Annotated in this window: 20 protein-coding genes; 16 read left to right on the forward strand and 4 right to left on the reverse strand. The window is 58.9% G+C overall.

Translation table 11 applies throughout. From position 1 onward, the window contains the following. Positions 1-9: 9 nt before the first annotated feature. Positions 10-756, reverse strand: coding sequence for an outer membrane beta-barrel protein (locus AD668_RS20440; protein ID WP_053161599.1), 747 nt, complete (start codon positions 754-756; stop codon positions 10-12). A 669-nt stretch (positions 757-1,425) separates the two neighbouring features. Here AD668_RS20440 and AD668_RS20445 point away from each other — a divergent pair. The 11 genes from AD668_RS20445 to AD668_RS20495 all read left to right on the forward strand — a co-directional run bounded on the left by AD668_RS20445 (position 1,426) and on the right by AD668_RS20495 (position 12,053). After that, on the forward strand, positions 1,426-2,985 hold the full coding sequence (locus AD668_RS20445) for a sensor domain-containing diguanylate cyclase (RefSeq protein ID WP_053161601.1): 1,560 nt from the start codon (positions 1,426-1,428) through the stop codon (positions 2,983-2,985). A 140-nt stretch (positions 2,986-3,125) separates the two neighbouring features. Continuing rightward, positions 3,126-3,776: a hypothetical protein gene (locus AD668_RS20450; protein WP_053161604.1), complete on the forward strand. Its 651-nt coding sequence runs from the start codon at positions 3,126-3,128 to the stop codon at positions 3,774-3,776. Continuing rightward, entirely contained in the window at positions 3,776-4,204 is a 429-nt protein-coding gene (locus tag AD668_RS20455) for a phage holin family protein (RefSeq protein ID WP_053161606.1), read from the forward strand. Before AD668_RS20450 ends, AD668_RS20455 begins: the two co-directional genes overlap by 1 nt. Further along, a complete protein-coding gene (locus tag AD668_RS20460; RefSeq protein ID WP_053161607.1) occupies positions 4,201-5,022 on the forward strand; it encodes a DUF3618 domain-containing protein in 822 nt (273 codons plus the stop codon). Before AD668_RS20455 ends, AD668_RS20460 begins: the two co-directional genes overlap by 4 nt. 163 nt (positions 5,023-5,185) lie before the next feature. Further along, positions 5,186-6,562: a cytochrome ubiquinol oxidase subunit I gene (locus tag AD668_RS20465; protein ID WP_053161609.1), complete on the forward strand. Its 1,377-nt coding sequence runs from the start codon at positions 5,186-5,188 to the stop codon at positions 6,560-6,562. A 12-nt stretch (positions 6,563-6,574) separates the two neighbouring features. Continuing rightward, positions 6,575-7,576 (forward strand): cytochrome d ubiquinol oxidase subunit II, encoded by a 1,002-nt coding sequence (locus tag AD668_RS20470; RefSeq protein ID WP_053161611.1) that lies wholly within the window; start codon positions 6,575-6,577, stop codon positions 7,574-7,576. 24 nt (positions 7,577-7,600) lie between these two features. Next, positions 7,601-8,377: a DUF72 domain-containing protein gene (locus AD668_RS20475; RefSeq protein WP_053161662.1), complete on the forward strand. Its 777-nt coding sequence runs from the start codon at positions 7,601-7,603 to the stop codon at positions 8,375-8,377. Between the two features lie 108 nt (positions 8,378-8,485). Next, positions 8,486-9,625 (forward strand): glutathione-independent formaldehyde dehydrogenase, encoded by a 1,140-nt coding sequence (locus AD668_RS20480; protein WP_053161613.1) that lies wholly within the window; start codon positions 8,486-8,488, stop codon positions 9,623-9,625. A gap of 27 nt (positions 9,626-9,652) precedes the next feature. Continuing rightward, positions 9,653-10,681, forward strand: a complete 1,029-nt coding sequence (locus AD668_RS20485; protein WP_053161614.1) for an acyl-CoA dehydrogenase — start codon at positions 9,653-9,655, stop codon at positions 10,679-10,681. After that, on the forward strand, positions 10,681-11,451 hold the full coding sequence (locus AD668_RS20490) for a PIG-L deacetylase family protein (protein ID WP_053161616.1): 771 nt from the start codon (positions 10,681-10,683) through the stop codon (positions 11,449-11,451). The genes AD668_RS20485 and AD668_RS20490 overlap by 1 nt, the downstream gene beginning before the upstream one ends. Next, positions 11,448-12,053: a bifunctional 2-polyprenyl-6-hydroxyphenol methylase/3-demethylubiquinol 3-O-methyltransferase UbiG gene (locus AD668_RS20495; protein ID WP_053161618.1), complete on the forward strand. Its 606-nt coding sequence runs from the start codon at positions 11,448-11,450 to the stop codon at positions 12,051-12,053. Before AD668_RS20490 ends, AD668_RS20495 begins: the two co-directional genes overlap by 4 nt. Here the strand turns inward: AD668_RS20495 and AD668_RS20500 are convergent. Together AD668_RS20500 and AD668_RS20505 are read right to left on the reverse strand one after the other, a co-directional pair. Next, positions 12,050-12,697 (reverse strand): glycosyltransferase family 2 protein, encoded by a 648-nt coding sequence (locus AD668_RS20500; RefSeq protein ID WP_053161621.1) that lies wholly within the window; start codon positions 12,695-12,697, stop codon positions 12,050-12,052. The genes AD668_RS20495 and AD668_RS20500 overlap by 4 nt on opposite strands. Before the next feature lie 135 nt (positions 12,698-12,832). Then, positions 12,833-13,087 (reverse strand): DUF6555 family protein, encoded by a 255-nt coding sequence (locus tag AD668_RS20505; protein ID WP_053161623.1) that lies wholly within the window; start codon positions 13,085-13,087, stop codon positions 12,833-12,835. A 640-nt stretch (positions 13,088-13,727) separates the two neighbouring features. Here AD668_RS20505 and AD668_RS20510 point away from each other — a divergent pair. From AD668_RS20510 to AD668_RS20530, 5 genes are all read left to right on the forward strand, one after another. Beyond that, entirely contained in the window at positions 13,728-14,978 is a 1,251-nt protein-coding gene (locus AD668_RS20510; RefSeq protein ID WP_053161625.1) for an OprD family outer membrane porin, read from the forward strand. Positions 14,979-15,138: 160 nt separating this feature from the next. Further along, a complete protein-coding gene (locus AD668_RS20515) occupies positions 15,139-16,500 on the forward strand; it encodes an MFS transporter (protein ID WP_053161628.1) in 1,362 nt (453 codons plus the stop codon). A gap of 85 nt (positions 16,501-16,585) precedes the next feature. Next, complete coding sequence (locus tag AD668_RS20520) at positions 16,586-17,560, forward strand: AraC family transcriptional regulator (RefSeq protein WP_053161630.1); 975 nt, start codon at positions 16,586-16,588, stop codon at positions 17,558-17,560. A gap of 96 nt (positions 17,561-17,656) precedes the next feature. Then, complete coding sequence (locus tag AD668_RS20525) at positions 17,657-18,763, forward strand: NAD/NADP-dependent octopine/nopaline dehydrogenase family protein (protein ID WP_053161632.1); 1,107 nt, start codon at positions 17,657-17,659, stop codon at positions 18,761-18,763. Next, entirely contained in the window at positions 18,763-19,761 is a 999-nt protein-coding gene (locus AD668_RS20530; RefSeq protein WP_053161634.1) for a 3-hydroxybutyryl-CoA dehydrogenase, read from the forward strand. Before AD668_RS20525 ends, AD668_RS20530 begins: the two co-directional genes overlap by 1 nt. Before the next feature lie 49 nt (positions 19,762-19,810). On the opposite strand, the gene AD668_RS20535 is transcribed toward AD668_RS20530, so the two are convergent. Beyond that, positions 19,811-20,311 (reverse strand): outer membrane beta-barrel protein, encoded by a 501-nt coding sequence (locus tag AD668_RS20535; protein ID WP_053161636.1) that lies wholly within the window; start codon positions 20,309-20,311, stop codon positions 19,811-19,813. Between the last annotated feature and the right edge of the window lie 78 nt (positions 20,312-20,389).

Consider the following 20,389-nt stretch of genomic DNA (forward strand, 5'->3'; position numbering starts at 1 on the left):
GCTTTTTTGTCAGAACACGATGCCTATTTTCAAGCCGTATTCATCTCGGGTCTGTTTGTCGTAGTCGGTCAGCTTGAATTGACCGTCCAGGTCATATTTGAAACGGTTGAAGTACAGGGTCGCGACCAGCGGAAAAGCCCCTTGCTGATTCATCAGCCAGCTCAGTTCGACAAAAGGATTGGTGGTGTCCTTCAAGTCAACGGTGGAGCTATTGACCCCGTGAATGTTCAACTCCGCGTCGCCGTCGAGGGTCTTTCTGACGCCAGCCTCCAGGCGCAAAGTCGAGGCGCTGAACAGATGGTTGTAGCCAATGGCGGCCTTGGCGAAAGGCGTCCGACTGGTGAGCTCAGTCTCGTATTTCTTGTAGTCCGGGTCGAAACGATTCCACTTGTAACCCCCCCCCAGCAAGAGATCGAGATAGTTTTGCGCATCCAGGGCAAACCGCCAGCCCAGGTCCAGGTCAGCTTGCCCGTCTTTCACTTTCTGGTTTTGTCTCTCGGAGTATTGCCCACTGATTTCTGCGCTGAAGACAAGGCCGGTCCGGGCGGTCATCTTGTTGCCGAAGTTTAAAAACAATCCGCCTTCGGGCATGTGCTCGGTGTCCGTAGACCGATGCCCTTCGAATTTGAGTTTGCTGTAGCTGCCAAGCACACCGAAGGTGAAAACCGGGTCAGCAGATAGCGTGGCGTTCGAGGTGGCGGGAATGATGACTGCAAGTACTGCGGTGACAACAGCTGCAAGATTGGTCCTTTTCATAAGAACTCCATCAGCGCACTACTGGCCCGGCATGGACCTGTCACTTACAACATAGACGGTTTTGCGGATAGTGAATGAACAACGGGAGGAGTGTTGGCCAATGGCCGTCAATTGGCTGGCCGTTGGAAGGTACAGCCATCAAGGATGGCAAGCTGGAAAGGGAGTCGAGCGCTGGCAATGTCGAAGGAGGGCACGCTCAGACAAAGTCATCGTGGTCATCGCGAAGGTGGCAATACCAACCGTAGAGCGCTAGGCACAGGACGGCAATGGTGACCACTAAGATGATGAAGGCCAGGTAGCGCATTCAGAATCGATTGCCTCGGACATGAGGGGAGGGTTGAACTGCGTCCTTGCAACGTTGCACTAGCGAATACCCCTGATATTGCACAAGTTTTGCGGACATAAACTGACTTTTAGCCGTCCGGTGCATTTTCAGTGTAGTTGTTGTGAGCAAGTTCACACGGTAGGCGTCAGAACCTGAGGACTGCACGTCTGACGGTATTTGCGCGCTCAGGAATGTGACAAACCAACGGACTCTGCCTATCCTGCAATGCGCACTGCCCGAGTCGCGCGACACGGCGAGATGGGCATCCGACACTCCTTCGTGGATTGAAAATTGCGCCTTTGCTCTTTAGCGTTTATCACCCCTGCGGCACCGCGGAGGGTTGCATGAAGCTATCCGGCCCCTTTCCCGTCGATCTGCGTGGGCTGATTCTTTTGTTTGTTTTGCTGTCGGTACTGGCGACGCTGTGCAACAGCCTCATTGTCGCGTATCGGGTGCAGCGAGATGCCTTGATCCATTCGACGCTGGAGGCCAATGGGGCCTATGCGGCGAAAGTAGCCTCCAGCATCGGTGAATTCCTCGGTGCGGCGCACAGTCGCTTGACCTACAGCGCCAACACGCTCGCCGAACATTGGAACGATCCCCTGGTGCTGCGCGAGGAGGCGGTCCGCTTGCAGGCGCAGGGTACCGACTTCAACTCCATCGCCATCGTGGATGCGCGCGGCACGGTGCTTCAGGCGTATCCGGACACCTTGCAGATCGCCGGCAATCCGTTGTCTTCGCAAGGCATCGTTCAGGCACTCAAGGAGCGCCGTCCGCTCGTCAGCACGGCCTATGTGTCCCTGGCCGGGAATCTGGTGGTGTTTATTTCCCAACCGGTTTTCAACCCGTCCGGGGAATTTCTCGGTGTGGTGGGCGGCTCTGTCTACCTGCTCAAGCAAGGCGTTTTTCACACGGTCATCAGTAGTCACTTTCATCACGAGGGCACCTTTGCTTTCGTGGCTGACGGCAACAGACGACTGTTGTACCACCCCGATCAGAAAAGAATCGGCGATATCCTGGGCTCGAGCTCGTCGGTGGATGCGGCCTTGCGCGGTGAAGGCGGTTCAATGGCTGCCCCGAACTATAAAGGCGTGCCGATGCTGACCGGCTTTGCGCCGGTACCGGACGCCCATTGGGCGGTGGTGGTGCAGCAACCCACGCAGCGTAGCCTTGCCACGCTGGACTCACTCATGCGCGAAATGGTTGTCGGGATGATTCCTGCCGGCATTGTCGGCTTCGGCCTGATTCTGCTCTGCACCAGGCTGATCGCCAGGCCGTTGCGCCAGCTCTCCGCTGCCGCCAATCAATTGGCCGCGAGCGAGACCCTTGACCAACTGCAACGCGTCAATGCCTGGTACCGCGACGCATCGGCCATTCGCCAGGCGATGCTGACTGGCGTGCAATTGCTTCAGCAAAAGCTCGGCCAGCTTAGCCACGAGGCGCAAAGTGATCCGTTGACCGGCCTGGCCAATCGACGCGCCATGGACGGCGTACTCGCTTTGTTAACGAAGGCCGGGCAACACTATTCAGTGCTGGCGCTGGATATCGATCACTTCAAACGGGTCAATGACACCTTCGGGCATGACGCCGGTGACGTTGCGCTGAAGCAGGTCGCCGACATCCTCAAGCACAATTCCCGCTCGGCGGACGTGGCCTGCCGCGCAGGGGGCGAGGAATTTACTCTGATCCTGCCCGATACCCCGCTGGAAATCGCCAGGTCCATTGCCGAGCGGATTCGCCAACAGATCGCCGACACAGAGATCCCGGGGGTTGGAAGGTTGACCATCTCCATCGGCATTGCCTGTCTGAGCGCCGACGTCGCGACGGCAGAAAGCGTGCTGAAGCTGGCTGATGAGCGTCTCTATCGCGCCAAGGAAGGAGGACGCAACAGGGTGGAGGTTTGAGTATCACACGTCGGATACCCCCTCTCGCTCATCATCCGCTTTGAACTCCCCCAGAACTGATCCGTCCTCTGCTATGAGGGAGTCAGGGCAACCCGCTGCGAACTCCCACGACGCTTTTCATTCAGAAGGCGAGGGACGACATGAATACTTCAGACAGCAGGGCCGGGGGGCAGACCGAGAATTCGGGTGCCGGCAAACCCGGACAGGACTTTCAGCATCTCAAGGACGACGTGACCGAAGCGCTGGGCGGTGCGCGCCAGCAAGCCGATGCGCAGTTCGGGCAGTACCGCGACACCGCCGCCGATCAGATCGAAGCGCTGGCCCAAGGGGCGAAATCCTTCGTATCCGAACTTGAGGATAAAGACACGCTGGGCATGTCTGACTACCTCACCGACATGGCGGAGTCCATGACAGGGCTGGCGGGCAACCTTCGCGGCAAGAGTGCCGAACAGCTGTTGCATGACGGCGCCGCACTGGCGCGCAACAATCCGGCGCTGTTCATCGCCGGCAGCATCGCGTTGGGCTTCGGCTTGTCGCGGTTCCTCAAGGCGGGCAGTTCCGCAGCGGTGACCACGCACGCAGAACACGACCCGGCGCAGGGCAGTTCGATGCCGCCGACGGGCGGCTTTGGTGCTCATCGGCCTTATGAGACGTCGGTGGCTTCCCCGACCGACACCAACCCCGGACTGGCCACCGGTATCACGCCATCGTCGCCGAATGAGCACGACCACCCTTCGGACTTCGCCGGGGCATCGACACCGGCTTCGCCAAACGTCAAAGGAGAATGGTGATGAACATAAACGACCCAGATCTGCCGGGAGCAAGACCGCTGGCACAGCCTGACGACGTTTCCGTCGTAGGTCTGCTGCGCCAGTTGTCCCGCGAAGTGCCCGCATTGTTCACCAAGGAACTGGCGCTGGCCAAAGCCGAGCTTCAGAACAGCCTCACCACCCTGAAGGCCGGTATTGCGGCAGTGGCGGGCGGCGCCATCGTGCTGCTCGCGGGCTTCATCATTGTGTTGATGTCTGCCGTGTACGGGCTTAGCACGTTCATGGCGCCGTGGCTGGCCGCACTGCTTGTCGGCGTGGTGGTGATGATCGTCGGGTTCGCCATGTTGCAGTCGGGCAAAAAACAATTCGAACCGTCCAACTTCAAGCCTGACCGGACGATGGACGCCTTGAATAAAGATCAGGAAGCGCTGCGGAGAAAAGTCTCATGAAAAGCGAATTGGACATCGAATCGGAAAAAAGCCCCGAACAGATCGAGCGTGAGATCGACGCCCAGCGGGCCAGCATCGGCAACATCGTCGATCGGCTGGAAAGCAAGTTCACCCCGGGCCAGATGATCGACCAGGCGTGGGGCATGATGCAGAACAACGGCACGACGTTCCTGCGTAACCTGGGTACCAGCGTACGCAATAATCCGGTGCCTGCGGTGCTGACTTCGGTCGGTTTGCTGTGGCTGATCATGAGCCAGAACCGGCCGCCGGTCAGGTATCCGGCTCATCGCACCGAGCCGGATCAGGATCGTTTTGAGGATTGGGCGGATGGTATGTCGGAAGGCTTCGACAGCGCACGCGAGCATTTGCACCAGACCAGCGACTCGATCAAAGAGGGTTATCAATCGCTGAAAAACAAGGCCGCCAGTGTGGGCGACAATGTTGGTGCGACCAAGGAAAGCGTGAGCCAAGCGGTGCATGAGGCCAGTGATCGTCTAGCGCGCAATTCCCAGGTGCTGGGACAGCAATTCAATCAATTGCTCAGGGAGCAACCGCTGATGGTCGCGGCGGCGGGCATTGCCCTGGGTGCCATGATTGGCGCTGCGTTGCCGACGACCACCACCGAGCAGCGCTACATGGGACGTACCAGCGCAGGGCTGGTGGACAAGGTGAAGAAGCAGGCCCAGGAGGGCTACGAAGCGGTGCGCGATACCGTGACCAAAACCACCGATCACACCGAAGAGCACGGGATGGATTCGGAGCAACCCATTGCGTCCAATCCGCCGGCCGACCTCTCCCGGGGATTGGGGACGTCCTGACCGATGATGCCAGGGGAGGTCTGCAAAGGGCCTCCCGATGCATCGATCGCGCAATGAGGGGAATGTTTGACGGCGCCAAGGGTCAACCGGGCAATCACGCTGCGAGTTCTGCCCATGTGCATTTTCACTGTCGTTTTTACGGGGAACATCGCGAGAACACAGCATGGACGCAGTTGATTCAGCATTGATGGCAGCGCGGGTCCAGTTCGCAATCACCATCAGTTTTCATATCGTGCTGGCAGCCCTGACCATCGGTTTGTCCAACTTTCTGATGGTACTCGAAGCGCTCTGGCTGTGGCGTGGGCAAGAAATCTATCTGGACGTCTACCGCTACTGGCTGAAAATATTTGCCCTCAATGTGGCGATAGGTACCGCGTCGGGTCTGATTCTGGAATACCAGTTCGGGCTCAATTGGTCGCGGCTCTCGACGCAGGCAGCAGACATTCTAGGTCCGCTGATGTTCTACGAGGTGCTGGCGGCGTTTTTCCTTGAAGCCGGGTTTCTGGGGATCATGCTGTTCGGATTGAAAAAGGTCGGACCGCGCCTGCATTTCCTGGCCACTTGTGCGGTCGCCACGGGATCGTTGATCAGTGCGTTCTGGATTCTCTCGGCCAATTCCTGGATGCAGACACCGGCCGGTTTTTCGATAAGTGCCGATGGCCGTTTCATTGCGCAGGACTGGTGGGCAATCATCTTCAACCCGTCGTTCCCTTATCGGCTGGTGCACATGACGTTGGCGGCGTTGATCGGGACCGCCACGCTGGTGGCCGGCGCGAGTGCCTGGCAACTGTTGAAGGCACGGCAGAACCCGAGGGCGCGTCTTCAGTACTCGATGGCGCTGTGGGCGATTGCCGTGCTCGCGCCGGTGCAAATCGTAGTGGGGCATTTTCATGCCGAGAACACACTGGCCTTTCAACCGCAGAAGGTCGCGGCTATTGAAGCTTCCTGGACCCGCCCGGCTGAAGGTGAAGGCGAGCCCCTGCGTTTGTTCGCTGTGCCGGACATGTCACAACGACGCAATCACTGGGAAGTGGCCATTCCCCACGTCGGTTCGCTGTACTTGCATTACAACCTGACCGGCACCATCGCCGCACTGGATGAGTTCCCCCCCGAAGACATTCCACCGGTGCCGGTGGTGTTTTTTGCGTTCCGGCTCATGGTCGGGTTGGGGGTGTTGATGCTGGGGCAGGGCGTGATCAGCCTGGTGTTGCGAAGTCGAGGCCGATTGCATTCGACACGCTGGATGTTGCGCAGCAGTCTGTTGATGGCACCGGCCGGGTTGCTGGCGATGCTCAGTGGCTGGGTGGTGACCGAAGTGGGGCGCCAACCCTACACCGTCTATGGACTGCTGCGCACGGCTGACAGTCTGTCGTCGGTGTCGCGTCAGCAGGTGATTGCTTCGACCTGGGCGATTCTGGGGTTTTACGTGTTGGTCTTCGGCATCGGACTCTGGGTGCTGTTGCGCATCCTGCGCAAGCCACCGCACCAGGATGAACCTGGCCCGCAGCCAACCCTGGCCGAGGAAACCGGTGATTCCTGAGGGCATCAAACCATGCTGGATAATGACTGGATCACACTGCTGTCCGCCGCTGCCCTGGCGTTTTCGGTGCTCAATTATGTGCTGCTTGACGGCACCGATCTGGGCGTCGGTGTGTTGCTGGGGCTAACCCGTTGCAGGCGGCAACGTCGGGCGATGGCGGTCAGCATTTTGCCGATCTGGGATGCCAATGAAACATGGCTGGTGTTGGGCGGCGGTGGCCTGCTGGCGTTGTTCCCACTGGCCTATTCGATTCTGCTGCCGGCGTTGTATATGCCGTTCATTCTGATGTTTTTGGCGTTGATCGTGCGCGCGATGGCGTTGGAGTTTCGCGACTATGCACCGAGCGATGCCATCAAGCGCTGCGTCGATGCCCTGCACGCGTGCGGTTCTCTCCTCACGGGTGCCATTCAAGGACTGATCCTGGGAACGCTGGTTCAGGGCATACCCAATCATGGCGGGCAATACGCGGGGGACGGCCGAGAATGGCTGAGCCCGTTTCCGCTGTTTTGCGGCGGGGTGCTGGTGGTCGGCTACACATGGCTGGGCGCCAGTTGGCTTTATTGGCGAATCGAAGGTGAACTCCGGCAGCGCTCGCTTCGTCAGGCCAGGGTCCTGGCCGCCATGACCTTGTTGCTGCTGGTCATTTTGCTCGTCTGGACAACGATGCTGGATACCCGATATGCGCAGCGGCTATCAGAAACCTGGGTCTGGGTGCCGGCAGTCACGATGGTGTTGGCCCTTTCAATCGGGTTCATCGTGGGCTTTGGAACCCGTCGCGATTTCTTGCCGCTATTCGCTGCATTGGGCATTTTCATCCTGGCGTTCGGATTGATGATCGTCGCACTGTTCCCGCTGATTGTCCCGCCGAACCTGACGCTGCAGGCAGCGGCCTCCAGTCCTGCAAGCCAGGTATTCATGCTGGTGGGTTTCGCGGTGCTGATTCCGGTGACGCTGATCTACAACACCTATGGCTTCAAGGTATTCAGCGGCAAGATTCATCCCGTACGAGATTGACGGGTGCGAAGCGAGGGCGATCAATTGAGCGAACATCAGATCTTCATTGGCTGCGCTGGCTGGAGTCTTGGGCGTGAGCACGCGATCCATTTCCCGGCAGCAGGCACTCATCTGCAACGCTACGCGTCGCAATTCAATGGCGTCGAAATCAACAGCTCGTTCTATCGCCCACATCGCCGACAGACGTATGTGCGTTGGGCCGACTCGGTGCCGCCAGGCTTTCGATTCTGTGTGAAGGTGCCCAAGCAAATCACCCATGCGCAGCGCCTGGTGGACTGTGAGCCACTGCTGGACGCGTTTCTCGATCAATGTTCAGGTTTGGGTAACCGCCTGGGCAGTCTGTTAGTCCAGCTGCCGCCGTCACTGGCCTTCGAAGAGGGGGTGGTGGAGCGTTTTTTCACGGTGCTGCGAGCGCAGTATTCAGGAGCGCTGGTGCTGGAGCCACGGCACGCGTCGTGGATCGATGCCGAACCGTTGTTGATTGCGCATCGAGTGGCCCAGGCGGTCGTCGATCCATCGCGCATCGGCACGGATGCGTCGCCCCACGGTTCAAAAGATCTCAGGTATTGGCGTCTGCATGGCTCGCCGCGAATCTACTACAGCGCTTACGAGCCGATGTTTCTGGAACGTCTTGCCTCCCGGCTCAAACTCGCCGCGGCTGAGGGAAACGCGTGGTGCATCTTCGACAATACGGCCAGTGGCGCCGCGCTGATGAACGCGCTGCAACTCAAGAACCTGCTGTACGCAGATAGCGCCGAGAGCAAAAAATTCAGCCCGTCCGACATCATGCCTGCTGGTTAGCCGCTCGTCAGGCGCCACCGACAATCGTTTGAACATACCTTCGCTTCTCTCTGACAGATAAGTCTGAGCAGACGAAATTTTCCTGTCGTTTGCTAACGGGAGAGCACCATGAAAGCGATCGTTTACAACGGCCCGCGTGACGTCAGTGTGCAAAATGTCGCGGATGCCAGAATCGAAAAGCCCACGGATGTACTGGTTCGAATCACCACCACCAACATCTGTGGTTCAGACCTGCACATGTACGAAGGGCGCACGTCGATGGAGACCGGACGCGTGTTCGGGCACGAGAATCTAGGGGAGGTGATCGAGGTCGGGGCCGGGGTCGACCGGGTCAAGGTCGGTGATCGGGTGTGCCTGCCCTTCAACATCGGTTGCGGTTTTTGCGAAAACTGCGAGAAAGGCCTGACCGGTTTTTGCCTGACCGCCAACCCCGGTAGCGCGGGCGCGGCCTATGGATTTGCCGAGATGGGGCCGTACCAAGGTGGGCAGGCTGAACTGCTGCGCGTGCCTTACGCGGACTTCAATTGCCTGGTGTTGCCCGAGGATGCTCAGGAACGTGAGGACGATTACGTGATGCTCTCGGACATCTTCCCGACCGGGTGGCATGCGACAGAACTGGCCGGCTTGCTGCCGGGCGAAAGCATTGCGATTTATGGCGCCGGGCCGGTCGGTTTGATGGCCGCGCACGCCGCGATGATCAAAGGTGCCGCGCAGGTGTTCGTGGTCGACAACCAACCGGATCGCCTGAAGCTGGCGGCACAGATGGGGGCCACGCCGATCAATTCCCTGGAGCAGGGAGCGGTAGATCAAATCCTCAACCTGACCCATGGCAAAGGCACCGACCGCGGATGTGAGTGTGTGGGCTACCAGTGCTGCGACCACCATGGGCACGAAGCCAATCACCTGACCATGAACAACCTCGTGGCTTCGACCAAGGCGACTGGCGGAATCGGTGTCGTCGGTGTATTCGTGCCGCAAGATCCGGGCGCGGAGAACGAGCTGGCGAAGGAAGGCAAGATGGCTTTCGACTTTGGTGCTTTGTGGTTCAAGGGCCAGCAGATTCGGACCGGGCAGGCCAACGTCAAAGCCTACAACCGTCGTTTGGCCGAGCTTATCCACCACGGACTTGCCAATCCTGCGCAGATCATTTCCCACAAACTCAAACTGTCCGAAGGACCTGAGGCCTATAAGCATTTTGATGCCCGTGACAACGGCTGGACCAAGGTTGTGCTGAAACCGGCGGCTTGAATCGAGCACCTTTTGGGAGACAGCACGATGAGCCGCTCAGGCACCTTCGACCGCTTGCTGGGACACATAGCATGCCATCCCGTTTCGCGGGAACCGGGCAGGGCACTGCATCAATTGATGCAAGAACTCATCGGTGGTGGTTTTACCGCCCTGCCGATTCCGGGGAGAGGCAGGACGCTGGAGCGCTGGCGAACCTTGGCGCAGGTGGCCGGCAGTGATCTGGCGCTGGTCAAACTGTTCGAGGGCCACACCGACGCATTGGCGATCATGTCCGAGATTGAACCCGACGGTGCAACGGCAAATGGCAGCTGGGGCGTGTGGGCGGCCGAGCCGCCGTTTGCCCGGGTCCGCATCATTGATCGACAAGGTGAGCAGGTTCATTTGCAAGGACGCAAAGCCTGGTGTTCCGGCGCGGCCGTGCTGGATTGGGCACTTCTGACGACTTGGGATGAACAGCAGCGTGTGCAACTGGTGGCCGTTGATTTGAAGCAGCCGACCGTCAAGCTGATCGATGACGGCTGGCAGGCTGTGGGCATGGGCAGTACGGCCAGCCTTGATGTGGAATTCGAGTGCGTGCGCGGACGGTGTGTCGGGTTGCCGGGTCAGTATCTGGACCGACCTGGCTTCTGGCAGGGGGGCGGGGGAATTGCCGCCTGTTGGTATGGCGCGGCGTGTGCGCTGGCCGGTTACCTGCGCGAACACTGCACAAAGCCGTATCACGACGCCCATGCCGAGGCTCATCTTGGCGCGGTCGACGCAGCACTGTGTGCGGCCGCGGCAACCTTGAGAGAGACCGCGACCTGGATCGACAACCATCCCCGGGCATCAGCGCAATTGCCTGTCCGGCGCTTACGTGCGCAGGTCGAAGTGGCGGTGAATGCAGTGCTGGAGCATGTGGGGCGTGCATTGGGTGCCACGCCGTTTTGCCGTAACAGCCATTTCGCCCGGCTCGCCGCCGACCTACCGGTGTTCTTGCGGCAAAGCCATGCCGAAAAAGATCTGGCGGCGCTTGGCAAGCAGGTCGCGGATTCAGCGGATGACGGGTGGGTGTTGTGATGATCGCGTCGGCACCCTCGGCGCAAAATCTCATTCGAGGGCCAGGCACCACGCTGACCGAATGGCAGGCCTGTCCGATGCTGGCAAGCGTGCCGACAATCAGCCATCAAGTGCTGGTTGCGCAAGGTCAACGGCTGGTGATTGTCACACCTCATCCTGACGATGAAGTCCTCGGATGTGCCGGCCTCCTGGCCGGGATGAAGGGCAGGGAAGCGGACGTATTGCTGGTCGCGGTCACCGATGGTGAAGCCAGTCATGAGGGATCGCGGTACTGGACGCACGCACGCCTGCGTCGACAACGCCCGTTGGAAAGCCTGGATAGCCTCGCTCGCTTGGGGCTCGATGTCGGAGCACTGAACTGGCAGCGTTTGGGTTTGCCGGACAGCGCTGTTGCGGGGGCGGAGGATGGGTTGGTGGGTCGGCTGCTGGAACTTGTACGACCGGGCGACTGCGTGGTCACGACTTGGCGCCAGGACGGCCATTGCGATCACGAGGCAACCGGCCGGGCAACCGCCGATGTTGCATCACAAAATAACGCATCGCTGATTGAAGTGCCCGTCTGGGCCTGGCATTGGGCTCGACCGCAGGATCCCCGCATACCCTGGATACGTGCGCGCAAGCTCATGCTCGGCGCTGATGTGCTGGCGCGTAAACGCCACGCTATCCACGCGCATGTTTCACAAATCAATGCAGACGGCCAATCACCGCCAGTGCTTGACCGAGCAGCCATTGAGCGCCTTTTGCAACCCTTTGAACTGGTGTTTGTATGAGCCTCTCAGCGGATTACTTCGAGCAACTGTTCAGCGCCAGTGATGACCCTTGGTCGTTTCGAACCCGATGGTACGAAAAGCGCAAACGTGACCTGACGCTGGCGAGTCTGCCCTGTCAGCGTTATCAACGTGTGTTCGAACCGGCCTGCGCCAATGGTGAACTCAGTGCGTTACTGGCCGAGCGCTGTGAGTCTTTGTTGTGCCAGGACCTCAACGAAAAAGCAGTCATCCTGGCGCGCCACCGATTGAGCGGCTTGCACCATGTGCACGTACAACAGGCGCGTATTCCTGACGACTGGCCCGAGGGCCTTTTTGATCTCATCGTGCTGAGCGAGGTGGGCTATTTTCTGGATCAGCAGGAGTGGATTCAGGTCATCGAGAACACAATGCGAAGCCTGAGCCCGGAAGGTGGCATACTCGCGTGCCATTGGCTGCATCCGATTGACGGATGCTCCCAGAACGGACGCGACGTTCACGCGATGCTTGCCGATCACCTGCCCCTGCATCGTCTGTTGCTTCATGAAGAGGCGGACTTTCTGCTCGAATACTGGGGGCGCCAACCGGCTTCGATTGATCTCGCCGAGACCACGCGCAGCGATTAGGCCAGCGACTTCAGGTAATCACCGAACCCTTCCCGACACCGGCAGTTTTTGCGTGCACTGGTCGTGACGCGGTTGGCGGCAGTCCACAGGATGCTGGCGCCGCTGCGCTCCAGGTCCGCGACCAATTGCACATCTTCGTGCGCGGGTAATGCCTTGAACCCGCCAGCCTTGCGGTAAGCCGCAGAGGACACACCCAGATTCGCACCGTGGATATGTCGATGCCCCTCAACGGGGTGATAACGGGCGTGGTAGCGCTCGCGCACTGTTGGGGAGTGTTCGGTCCAGTCGTTGACATCGACCAATCCACATACCGCATCGACGTTGAAGCGGATTTGATCAACCAGCCACGAAACAGGCACCACGGTATCGGCATCGGTGAAGGCCAGCCATCTTGCATCCACCGCCAACAGGTGGTCGGCGCCGTGTGCCCGGGTTTTTCCAACGTTGCGGTGAGTGCAGGTCAATGTCATCACGTCATAGGCCTGGGCGATGTGCAGCGAGGTGTCTGTGCAGTCATCCAGGACGATCACGATGTTGACGTCTTCATTGTCCAGGCTCTGATGCAAGGCGGCTTCCATCAGTGATTCAATGCAGTGACTCAAGAGTTGCTCTTCATTGTGCACCGGGACAACGACTCCAATCATGTTCTGACTCTCCAGAGTGCAAACATCCGTTGCGGGCTTTTGGATGTCGACCCGGGGGAACAAAGTTTGGTTGCAACTATTTAAGCGTGATCGAGTGACTTATGTGTACGCATTAACTCAATCCAACAGCGATTGTCATTGCGCGGCCTCTGCCCAGTTCAATGTGGTCGCCTCCCGCCACCTGACGTCGCTGATGCCGTATCGCTCTGCCAAAGGCTTGGAGTAGATTTTCAACGGCGGGCGGCCAGGCTTCGGTATCGGCGCTATCCCGGCATCGCAGCTTGCCCAATGCCAGGCCGTCGCACTGTCCATGCGCTTGGCCCGGATAACGAACGTTTTGGGCTGGTCATGGAGTTTGTATTCAATGTGGTAAAGGTCGATGTAACTCATGAAAACTCTCCTGTACTTGTAAGTAAGGGAGCGTTGTCGTTAAAAAAAATTCCGACTATTTATTGGGTTATTTTTCACTTGAAAGTGTCGGATGAAATCAAGGTTCAAATACACCAGTTCTGCCCATGCAGATGCACTAAGTCATGTTTTTATTGGCGTGTTTTTTCTATGGGCTGCCCGCATCAGGCTGCGTAATTGGAGAATCGCCTGCGCAATCGGGGAGGTTGGCGGGCCGTGCAATCGCTAGCGTATGGCACATCCCGTAACAAATTCTTGCTCCAGGGAGGGCGTATGAAATTCAGGTTGGCCGCCTCCCTCTGTACGGGAAACCTTTAGCCGGATGGGAGATTTCCCTCCAACGGATGCTGTTCGTCTTGATACCGGCGCAGCGCCTACTGACTTACCTTGCGTACCAAGAGGCGTGTCGTCGTAGCGGGCTGTTCCGTTGAGCCCTCCTGGCGTTTACCCCATAAAAACAAGAGATCCGACAATGTGCGAACCCATGGTCCTTCCGATCCCTCATCTCATCCGCCTTTGGGCGCTAGAGGGTTCGGTGTTCGGCTGCCGGCGAGTTTGTCTTTGATTTAATTCTGCTCCTATAAAAACAGTGCCCAAGCACATACAGATGTGGAGATGTTAGATGTATCAGGTAAAGAAATCTTGCCGTGGGCTCGGTATTGCCAGCGTGTTGGGGATGATCTGTTCGCCCTTGGCAGCTCAGGCTGATGTTATTGACGACAGTCACTTCAAAGTGGATACGCGTAACTTCTACTTGCACCGTAACTACACCAATACCAATGCGCCGGTTTCTGAAGTGCATAGTTGGTCGCAGGGTTTCGATGCGCAATTTACCTCCGGTTATACCGACACAGCCCTGGCCATCGGCCTGGATGTGGATGCGCAATACGCCGTGCGCCTGGATTCGTCGGGCAACGACGGTTCGCTGCCGTACAGCGTCCGCGACCAGCAGACGGCCGATGACTACAGCCGCGCCGGGGCCACCTTCAAAATGCGCTACAGCAAGACCGAATTGAAAGTTGGTGACCTTCGCCCACAACTGCCGGTGGCCTCCGATGACCCCAGTCGGCAATTGGATACCATCTATCAAGGGGCCGTGGTCGAGTCCAAGGAAGTCGACGGGTTGACCATGACCGGTGGCCGTTTCTGGTCTGCCGCGACACGGGAATCTTCCAACCACGAGAAGCTGTACAAGTTTGGTTCCACCGATAATCTCGACAGTGACGGTCTGGACTTTGGCGGTGCAACTTACGACATCACCAAAAACCTGCAAGCCAGTTACTTTTATGGCGTGTTGCACGATATTTATCAGCAGCACTATTTCGGCCTGATGCACATGGCTGATTTGGGCAATGGCTACAAACTTAAAACCGACTTGCGTTACTTCAATAACAATGAAGATGGCAATGCCTTGAACGGTGAGATCGACAACCGTTCCTACGGCGCCTTGTTCACCTTGCTCAAAAGCGCTCACATGTTTGGCCTCAGTTACCAGCGCATGCTCGGTGACAGCGTGTTCCCGACGATGAACGGTTATATCCCGCAGCCATACCTGGTGCATTGGTCGTCCCTGGGCTTTGTTCGCCCGGAAGAAAAGTCCTGGGGCGCACGCTACAGCTACGACTTTGCCGGGATGGGCGTGCCGGGGCTGAAGTTCTACACCCGCTATATCAAGGGCACCAACTGGGACCGTGGCGGCAACCTGAGCGACAACGAGGAAAGCGAACGCTTTCTGGGGCTCAGCTACGTGGTGCAGAGCGGGGCGTTGCAGGGCCTTGGCCTGGACGTGCGCAACATCGACGTAAAACAGAAGTACGGCTACGACTACAACGAATTCCGTGTCGCCACGACTTACACCTGGAAGTTCTGGTAAGCCCGGTCCACCCAGGGATTGACCCCATAACAATAAGAGGCCTGACCATGTTCGAACCCATTGTCCTTTACATCTGCCCCGCAACTTCCCAGTCGGTGTGCTGTGCACCGTCACTCGACGCGCTGCGCGCATGAGCGGATTCCAAGAGGAGCAAACACTAGTGAATATCCAGGTCGATAACGCGGTCCTGCAACGGCAGAAGAAGAAAACCTACATTTACGAGTGGTACGTGGTCGGCCTGTGCATGGTCGCCTACATCTTTTCATTTGTGGATCGGCAGATCCTGGCGCTGATGATCGAGCCGATCAAGGCCGACCTGCAGATCAGCGACACTCAGTTCAGCTTGCTGCACGGGCTGGCGTTTTCATTGTTCTACGCCTTCATGGGCATGCCCATCGCCTATCTGGCCGACCGTTTTTCCCGGCCGAAGATCATCGCCGTGGGCGTTGTTTTCTGGAGCCTGGCGACAGCCGCTTGCGGCCTGAGCAAGAGTTTCCTGCACATGTTCCTCGCACGCATCGGCGTCGGTGTCGGTGAAGCGGCCTTGTCGCCCTCTGCCTACTCGATGTTCAGCGACATGTTCCCCAAGGAGAAACTCGGACGCGCAGTGGGCATCTACTCGATCGGCTCGTTCGTCGGCGGTGGTCTGGCCTTTCTGGTCGGCGGCTATGTGATCGCGATGCTCAAGGACATGAATACCATCGAGGTCGCCTTTCTCGGCGCGATGAAGGCCTGGCAACTGGCGTTCTTCATTGTGGGTCTGCCCGGTATGCTGGTCGGCCTGTTGATCTGGCTCACCGTGCGCGACCCGGCGCGCAAGGGCCTGCAGGTGGATGCGCAGGGTCGGGCCAAGAAGGTCGCGATGAGCGATGGCTTGCGCTTCCTCGGTCGCCACCGTGCCACCTTCACCTGTCATTACCTGGGCTTTTCGTTCTACGCCATGGCCCTGTTCTGCTTGATGAGCTGGAGCCCGGCGCTGTACATCCGCAAGTTCGGCCTGTCGCCAATGGAGGCGGGCTACATGCTCGGCACTGTGCTGTTGGTGGCGAACACCGCCGGGGTGCTGTTCGGTGGATGGCTCACCGACTACCTGGCCAAGAAAGGTCATCAGGACGCTGCCATGCGCACTGGCGTCATCGGTGCCCTCGGCATGGCGGTGCCGGCCGTGCTGTTTTCTCAAGTTGATCAACTATGGCTGTCGGTGACCCTGTTGGTGCCAGCGATGTTCTTCGCTTCGTTCCCGATGCCGGCGTCCACGGCGGCGATGCAGATCCTCGCGCCGAACCAGGTGCGCGCGCAGGTTTCGGCCGTGTTCCTGCTGATCAGCAATCTGTTGGGCTTGGGCCTGGGCACTACGTTGGTGGCGCTGTTGACCGACCGCTATTTCGGCTCGCCCGCGGCAGTCGGCTCGTCGATGTCGCTGGTGATCGCTGGCGCGTCGGTGTTGACAGTGCTGTTACTGTGGCGCGGTTGCAGTCGTTTTCGTGAAAGCTATGCCCGGGAGTATCCGAACCGGGCTTGATTGGTCATAGTCCATGATCGGCACATCGGCCTCGCTCCTGTCAAAGGGAGCGGGGCCGACACGCTCCAGATCAGGAGAATCCTTGATGTTGAATGACGTACACCTGCTGGAACGCCACAGTCTGCTCAGCTCGACCGATTACCGTGAGATCAAGGACAAGGTCAGCCATTATCTGTGCCCGCACAGTTTCAACGTGCTGCAGGACGAGCCCATTTACACCCGGCTCAACGGTGTGTTTTTCGGCGATTCAGCACTGCTCGACTTGCGTTATGGCGCGCCGGTGGAGATCACCATCGGCGATATCGCTGATCAATACCTGTTTCGCATTACTTTGCAGGGGCATTGCGAGGTGGCCCATGGGCGACGCAGCGCCGCGATGCAGTCGGGCTACCTGAGCGTTTCCTCGCCGTTCGCGCAAAGTCGCATCATCACCGATGGCGAGTGCCGTAACCTGATCCTGCGCGTCGACCGTGATGCCCTGGAGACGCAGCTGCAACGCCTGCTCGGCCGCAGCCTGCGGCAGTCGGTGATCTTTGATGTCAGTGTCGATCATCTCGGTGCCGGTGTTGTCAGCCTCTATCACACCCTCGATTACATCTGCCGGCTGTACGGCAGCGGCGTCGACGGGTCGCGCCTCGCCAGCGGCCTGTCCGAATATTTGATGCAGCTCCTGCTCACACAATTGCCGCACAATTACTCGGCGGATCTACTGGTCGACTCGCGCGCGCCGCTGCCGCACCACGTGAAAAAGGCCCGCGACTACATCGAGGAACACCTCGACGAACCAATCAGCCTGGCAACCTTGAGCGAACTGTGTGGCGTTTCGGTGCGTACCTTGCAGAACGGCTTCAACCAGTTCCTCCAGCAGGCACCGGTCGAATACATTCGCGACCGCCGCCTGGCGGTGATCCACGAGTCGCTCAAGCAGGCCAGGGCCGGTGAAACGGTCACCGATATCCTGCTGCGTCACGGCATCAACAGCTTCGGGCATTTTTCCAGCGCCTACCGGCAACGCTATGGTTGTCTGCCGTCGGACACCCTGCGGCGGCAGAAGCATTGAGACTTCTGCGCAATCCGTCATTCGGCTGCGCAATCGGATAAGTCTGTGGCGGTGCGGCTCGATAGGATCGAGTCTCTAACAAAAAGGAGTATCTGAATGAATATTACCGTGCTGGGTGGTGGTCACGGCTGTTACGCCGCTGCTGTCGAAATGGCTGAAAAAGGGCACCAGACCCGCCTGTGGCGCCGAGACTCCGCCGCGCTCAAGGAGCTGCTGGCCATCGGCAAACTGACTATCAAGGACTATAAAGGCACTCGCCAGTTGTCCGTCGGCCAGCCGGGCGACAAGCTGTCGTTCACCGACGACCTGGCCGAAGCTTTGGCCGGCGCGCAACTGGTGATTATCCCGCTGCCGTCGACCTCCCACGAAGACCTCGCCAAACACGTCGCGCCGCACCTGCACGACGGTCAGGTGGTGTTCCTGCCACCGGGCACTTTTGGCAGCTACGTATTCGCCAAGGCCATGGCCGATGCGGGCAACCAGAGCAAGGTGGCCTTTGCCGAGACCGGCACGCTGCCATACCTGGTGCGCAAGCACGGTGCCAGCGATCTGGTGATCAGCGGCTACGCCACCCGCCTGCCGACCGGCGTATTCCCAAGCAACCTCTCCGAGCATGCCTTCGCAGTGTTGCGTGAGGCCTACCCGAGCGTCGAGCCGATTGAAGACGCCCTGAGCGGTGCGTTGATGAACGCAGGCCCGATCATTCATCCGCCGCTGATCATGATGAACGCAGGTCCCCTTGAGCATTTCGAGGCCTGGGACATTCACAACGAAGGCACCCAGCCGTCGATCCGCCGCGTGACCAATCAGCTCGATGCCGAGCGCATGGCCGTGCGCGAAGCACTGACCTACGGCGCGCCGCACTTCCCTCTGGCTGACCACTACAACACCAGCGAAGGCGATGAGTGGATGTACGGTCGCGGTGCCCACGGCAAGCTGACCGACAGCGGCGATTGGCGCGAAGACATCGACCTGCAAAAACATCGCTACATGCTCGAAGACACCCGTTTGGGCCTGTCCTTCCTGGTGTCCGTCGGTCGTTGGGCCGGTGTGCCGACGCCCGTGGCGCAGGGGCTGCTGAGCATCGCTTCGGTCGTTGCCGATCGTGATCTCTACGCCGAAGGTCGCACGCTGGAAAATCTGGGGTTGGCCAAACTGAGCCGGGCGCAGATGACCGAACTTTTGACCCAGGGCTACAACTGATGAACGCCGCGCTGCCGCATGTCAGCGTGGTCGGTGCCGGCCGAATGGGCGAGGGTATTGCTCTGGCGTTCATCCATGCCGGTTTGCCGGTCAACCTGATCGACATCAAGGATCGCGCCGAGGATGAGCGGCGCGGTTACTTCGAACGCGTGCGCAACAATGTCCGTAGCGAATTGCAGATGCTGGTGCGCCTCGGTGTGCTCGAGTCGGATCAGGCGGACGTCGCTTTATCGCGGCTGACGGTGCAATCGAAATCCCAGGCGGCGGTGACATTATCCCAGTGCGACCTGGTGTTCGAAGCGGTGCCGGAAGTGATCGCGGTCAAGCAGGAGACCTTCGCCTGGGTCAGCGAGCATGTGCCGGCGTCGGCCATCATCGCCTCGACGACGTCGACGTTTCTCGTCACCGAGTTGAGCGAAATGGTCAGTGAACCGCAGCGCTTCGTGAACGCGCACTGGCTCAATCCCGCGTATCTGATGCCGCTGGTGGAAGTCAGCCGCAGCCAGACGACGTGTCCGCAGGTGGTCGAGCGGCTACTGCAATTGCTCAAGCGAATCGGCAAGGTGCCGGTGGTGTGCAATCCGGTGGCCGGCTACATCGTGCCGCGCATTCAGGCATTGGTCATGAACGAGGCCGCACGGATGGTGGAAGAGGGCGTCGCCAGCGCAGAAGACATCGACACCGCGGTGCGTGTCGGCTTCGGGCTGCGTTTCTCGGTGCTGGGCCTGCTTGAGTTTATCGACTGGGGCGGCGGGGACATTCTGTACTACGCCTCGCGCTACCTCAGTGGCGCGCTGTCACCGCGTTTTGAATCACCGCAGGTCATCGCTGACAATATGCAAAACGGGCGCAATGGCTTGCGCGATGGACAGGGCTTCTACGATTACCGCGACATGGACGTTGACGCCTATAAACAACAGCGTCTGGGGGATTTTGTGCGCAAGCTGGAGTTGTCGGGGCTGACACCCGCGTTCGAGGGGGCGTTGAGGAACAGTTGAGCATGAGCGCAGCAGAGCGACCTTCAGGGTCGCCCTGCTCAAGCGAACGTCAGAACAACATATAGGCCGAGGCCGTTGTCTGGTTCAGGTCGATGTCACCGACTTCCAGTACTTCATATTCCGCGCGAATACCGATGTTGCGAAACACATCAAACTCAACACCGGCACCGTAGGTCAGGTCCACACCAGTGTCATCATCGGCGGCATTGCCATCGGCATCCCAGGCATGCCCACCGACACTGGCGAACAGTCGGACACGATCACCCAGCGGAAAGCCGAGGTGGGCGGCAGCCTGCACAGATTTGCCATCGAAATCGAGATCCTTGTCCTCGAACTGGCCGAGATCGACGTAGGCGCCTTCGAAGGCCAGATAGCCGTTTACACGATAACCCGCAAAAACCTTGTAGCTGGTGTCGTCATCGCTCAAGTGGGATTTGTCGGTCTCGATGCTGGTGACGCCGGCGCCGACATACAAACCTTTATCGTCAGCGAGTGCCTGAAAAGACATCAACGAAAGCAGGGTAGCGAAGCCGAGGTTTCGAAATAGCATGGGAGGTGTAGTCCTTCTACAGGTTGTCGATTGTGAGGTGTTTGCAGAGAATCTGAGCGATCACAAAGCCTGATAGAA

This window comes from Pseudomonas sp. P1.8, assembly GCF_001269805.1.
GTDB lineage: Bacteria > Pseudomonadota > Gammaproteobacteria > Pseudomonadales > Pseudomonadaceae > Aquipseudomonas.

Coding starts and splice junctions, on each gene's coding strand:
- AD668_RS20450 (WP_053161604.1), top strand. CDS start 3,126: ATGAATACTTCAGACAGCAGGGCCGGGGGGCAGACCGAGAATTCGGGT.
- AD668_RS20480 (WP_053161613.1), top strand. CDS start 8,486: ATGAAAGCGATCGTTTACAACGGCCCGCGTGACGTCAGTGTGCAAAAT.
- AD668_RS20510 (WP_053161625.1), top strand. CDS start 13,728: ATGTATCAGGTAAAGAAATCTTGCCGTGGGCTCGGTATTGCCAGCGTG.
- AD668_RS20470 (WP_053161611.1), top strand. CDS start 6,575: ATGCTGGATAATGACTGGATCACACTGCTGTCCGCCGCTGCCCTGGCG.
- AD668_RS20455 (WP_053161606.1), top strand. CDS start 3,776: ATGAACATAAACGACCCAGATCTGCCGGGAGCAAGACCGCTGGCACAG.
- AD668_RS20440 (WP_053161599.1), bottom strand. CDS start 756: ATGAAAAGGACCAATCTTGCAGCTGTTGTCACCGCAGTACTTGCAGTC.
- AD668_RS20495 (WP_053161618.1), top strand. CDS start 11,448: ATGAGCCTCTCAGCGGATTACTTCGAGCAACTGTTCAGCGCCAGTGAT.
- AD668_RS20520 (WP_053161630.1), top strand. CDS start 16,586: ATGTTGAATGACGTACACCTGCTGGAACGCCACAGTCTGCTCAGCTCG.
- AD668_RS20525 (WP_053161632.1), top strand. CDS start 17,657: ATGAATATTACCGTGCTGGGTGGTGGTCACGGCTGTTACGCCGCTGCT.
- AD668_RS20460 (WP_053161607.1), top strand. CDS start 4,201: ATGAAAAGCGAATTGGACATCGAATCGGAAAAAAGCCCCGAACAGATC.
- AD668_RS20445 (WP_053161601.1), top strand. CDS start 1,426: ATGAAGCTATCCGGCCCCTTTCCCGTCGATCTGCGTGGGCTGATTCTT.
- AD668_RS20535 (WP_053161636.1), bottom strand. CDS start 20,311: ATGCTATTTCGAAACCTCGGCTTCGCTACCCTGCTTTCGTTGATGTCT.
- AD668_RS20490 (WP_053161616.1), top strand. CDS start 10,681: ATGATCGCGTCGGCACCCTCGGCGCAAAATCTCATTCGAGGGCCAGGC.
- AD668_RS20500 (WP_053161621.1), bottom strand. CDS start 12,697: ATGATTGGAGTCGTTGTCCCGGTGCACAATGAAGAGCAACTCTTGAGT.
- AD668_RS20465 (WP_053161609.1), top strand. CDS start 5,186: ATGGACGCAGTTGATTCAGCATTGATGGCAGCGCGGGTCCAGTTCGCA.
- AD668_RS20530 (WP_053161634.1), top strand. CDS start 18,763: ATGAACGCCGCGCTGCCGCATGTCAGCGTGGTCGGTGCCGGCCGAATG.
- AD668_RS20505 (WP_053161623.1), bottom strand. CDS start 13,087: ATGAGTTACATCGACCTTTACCACATTGAATACAAACTCCATGACCAG.
- AD668_RS20485 (WP_053161614.1), top strand. CDS start 9,653: ATGAGCCGCTCAGGCACCTTCGACCGCTTGCTGGGACACATAGCATGC.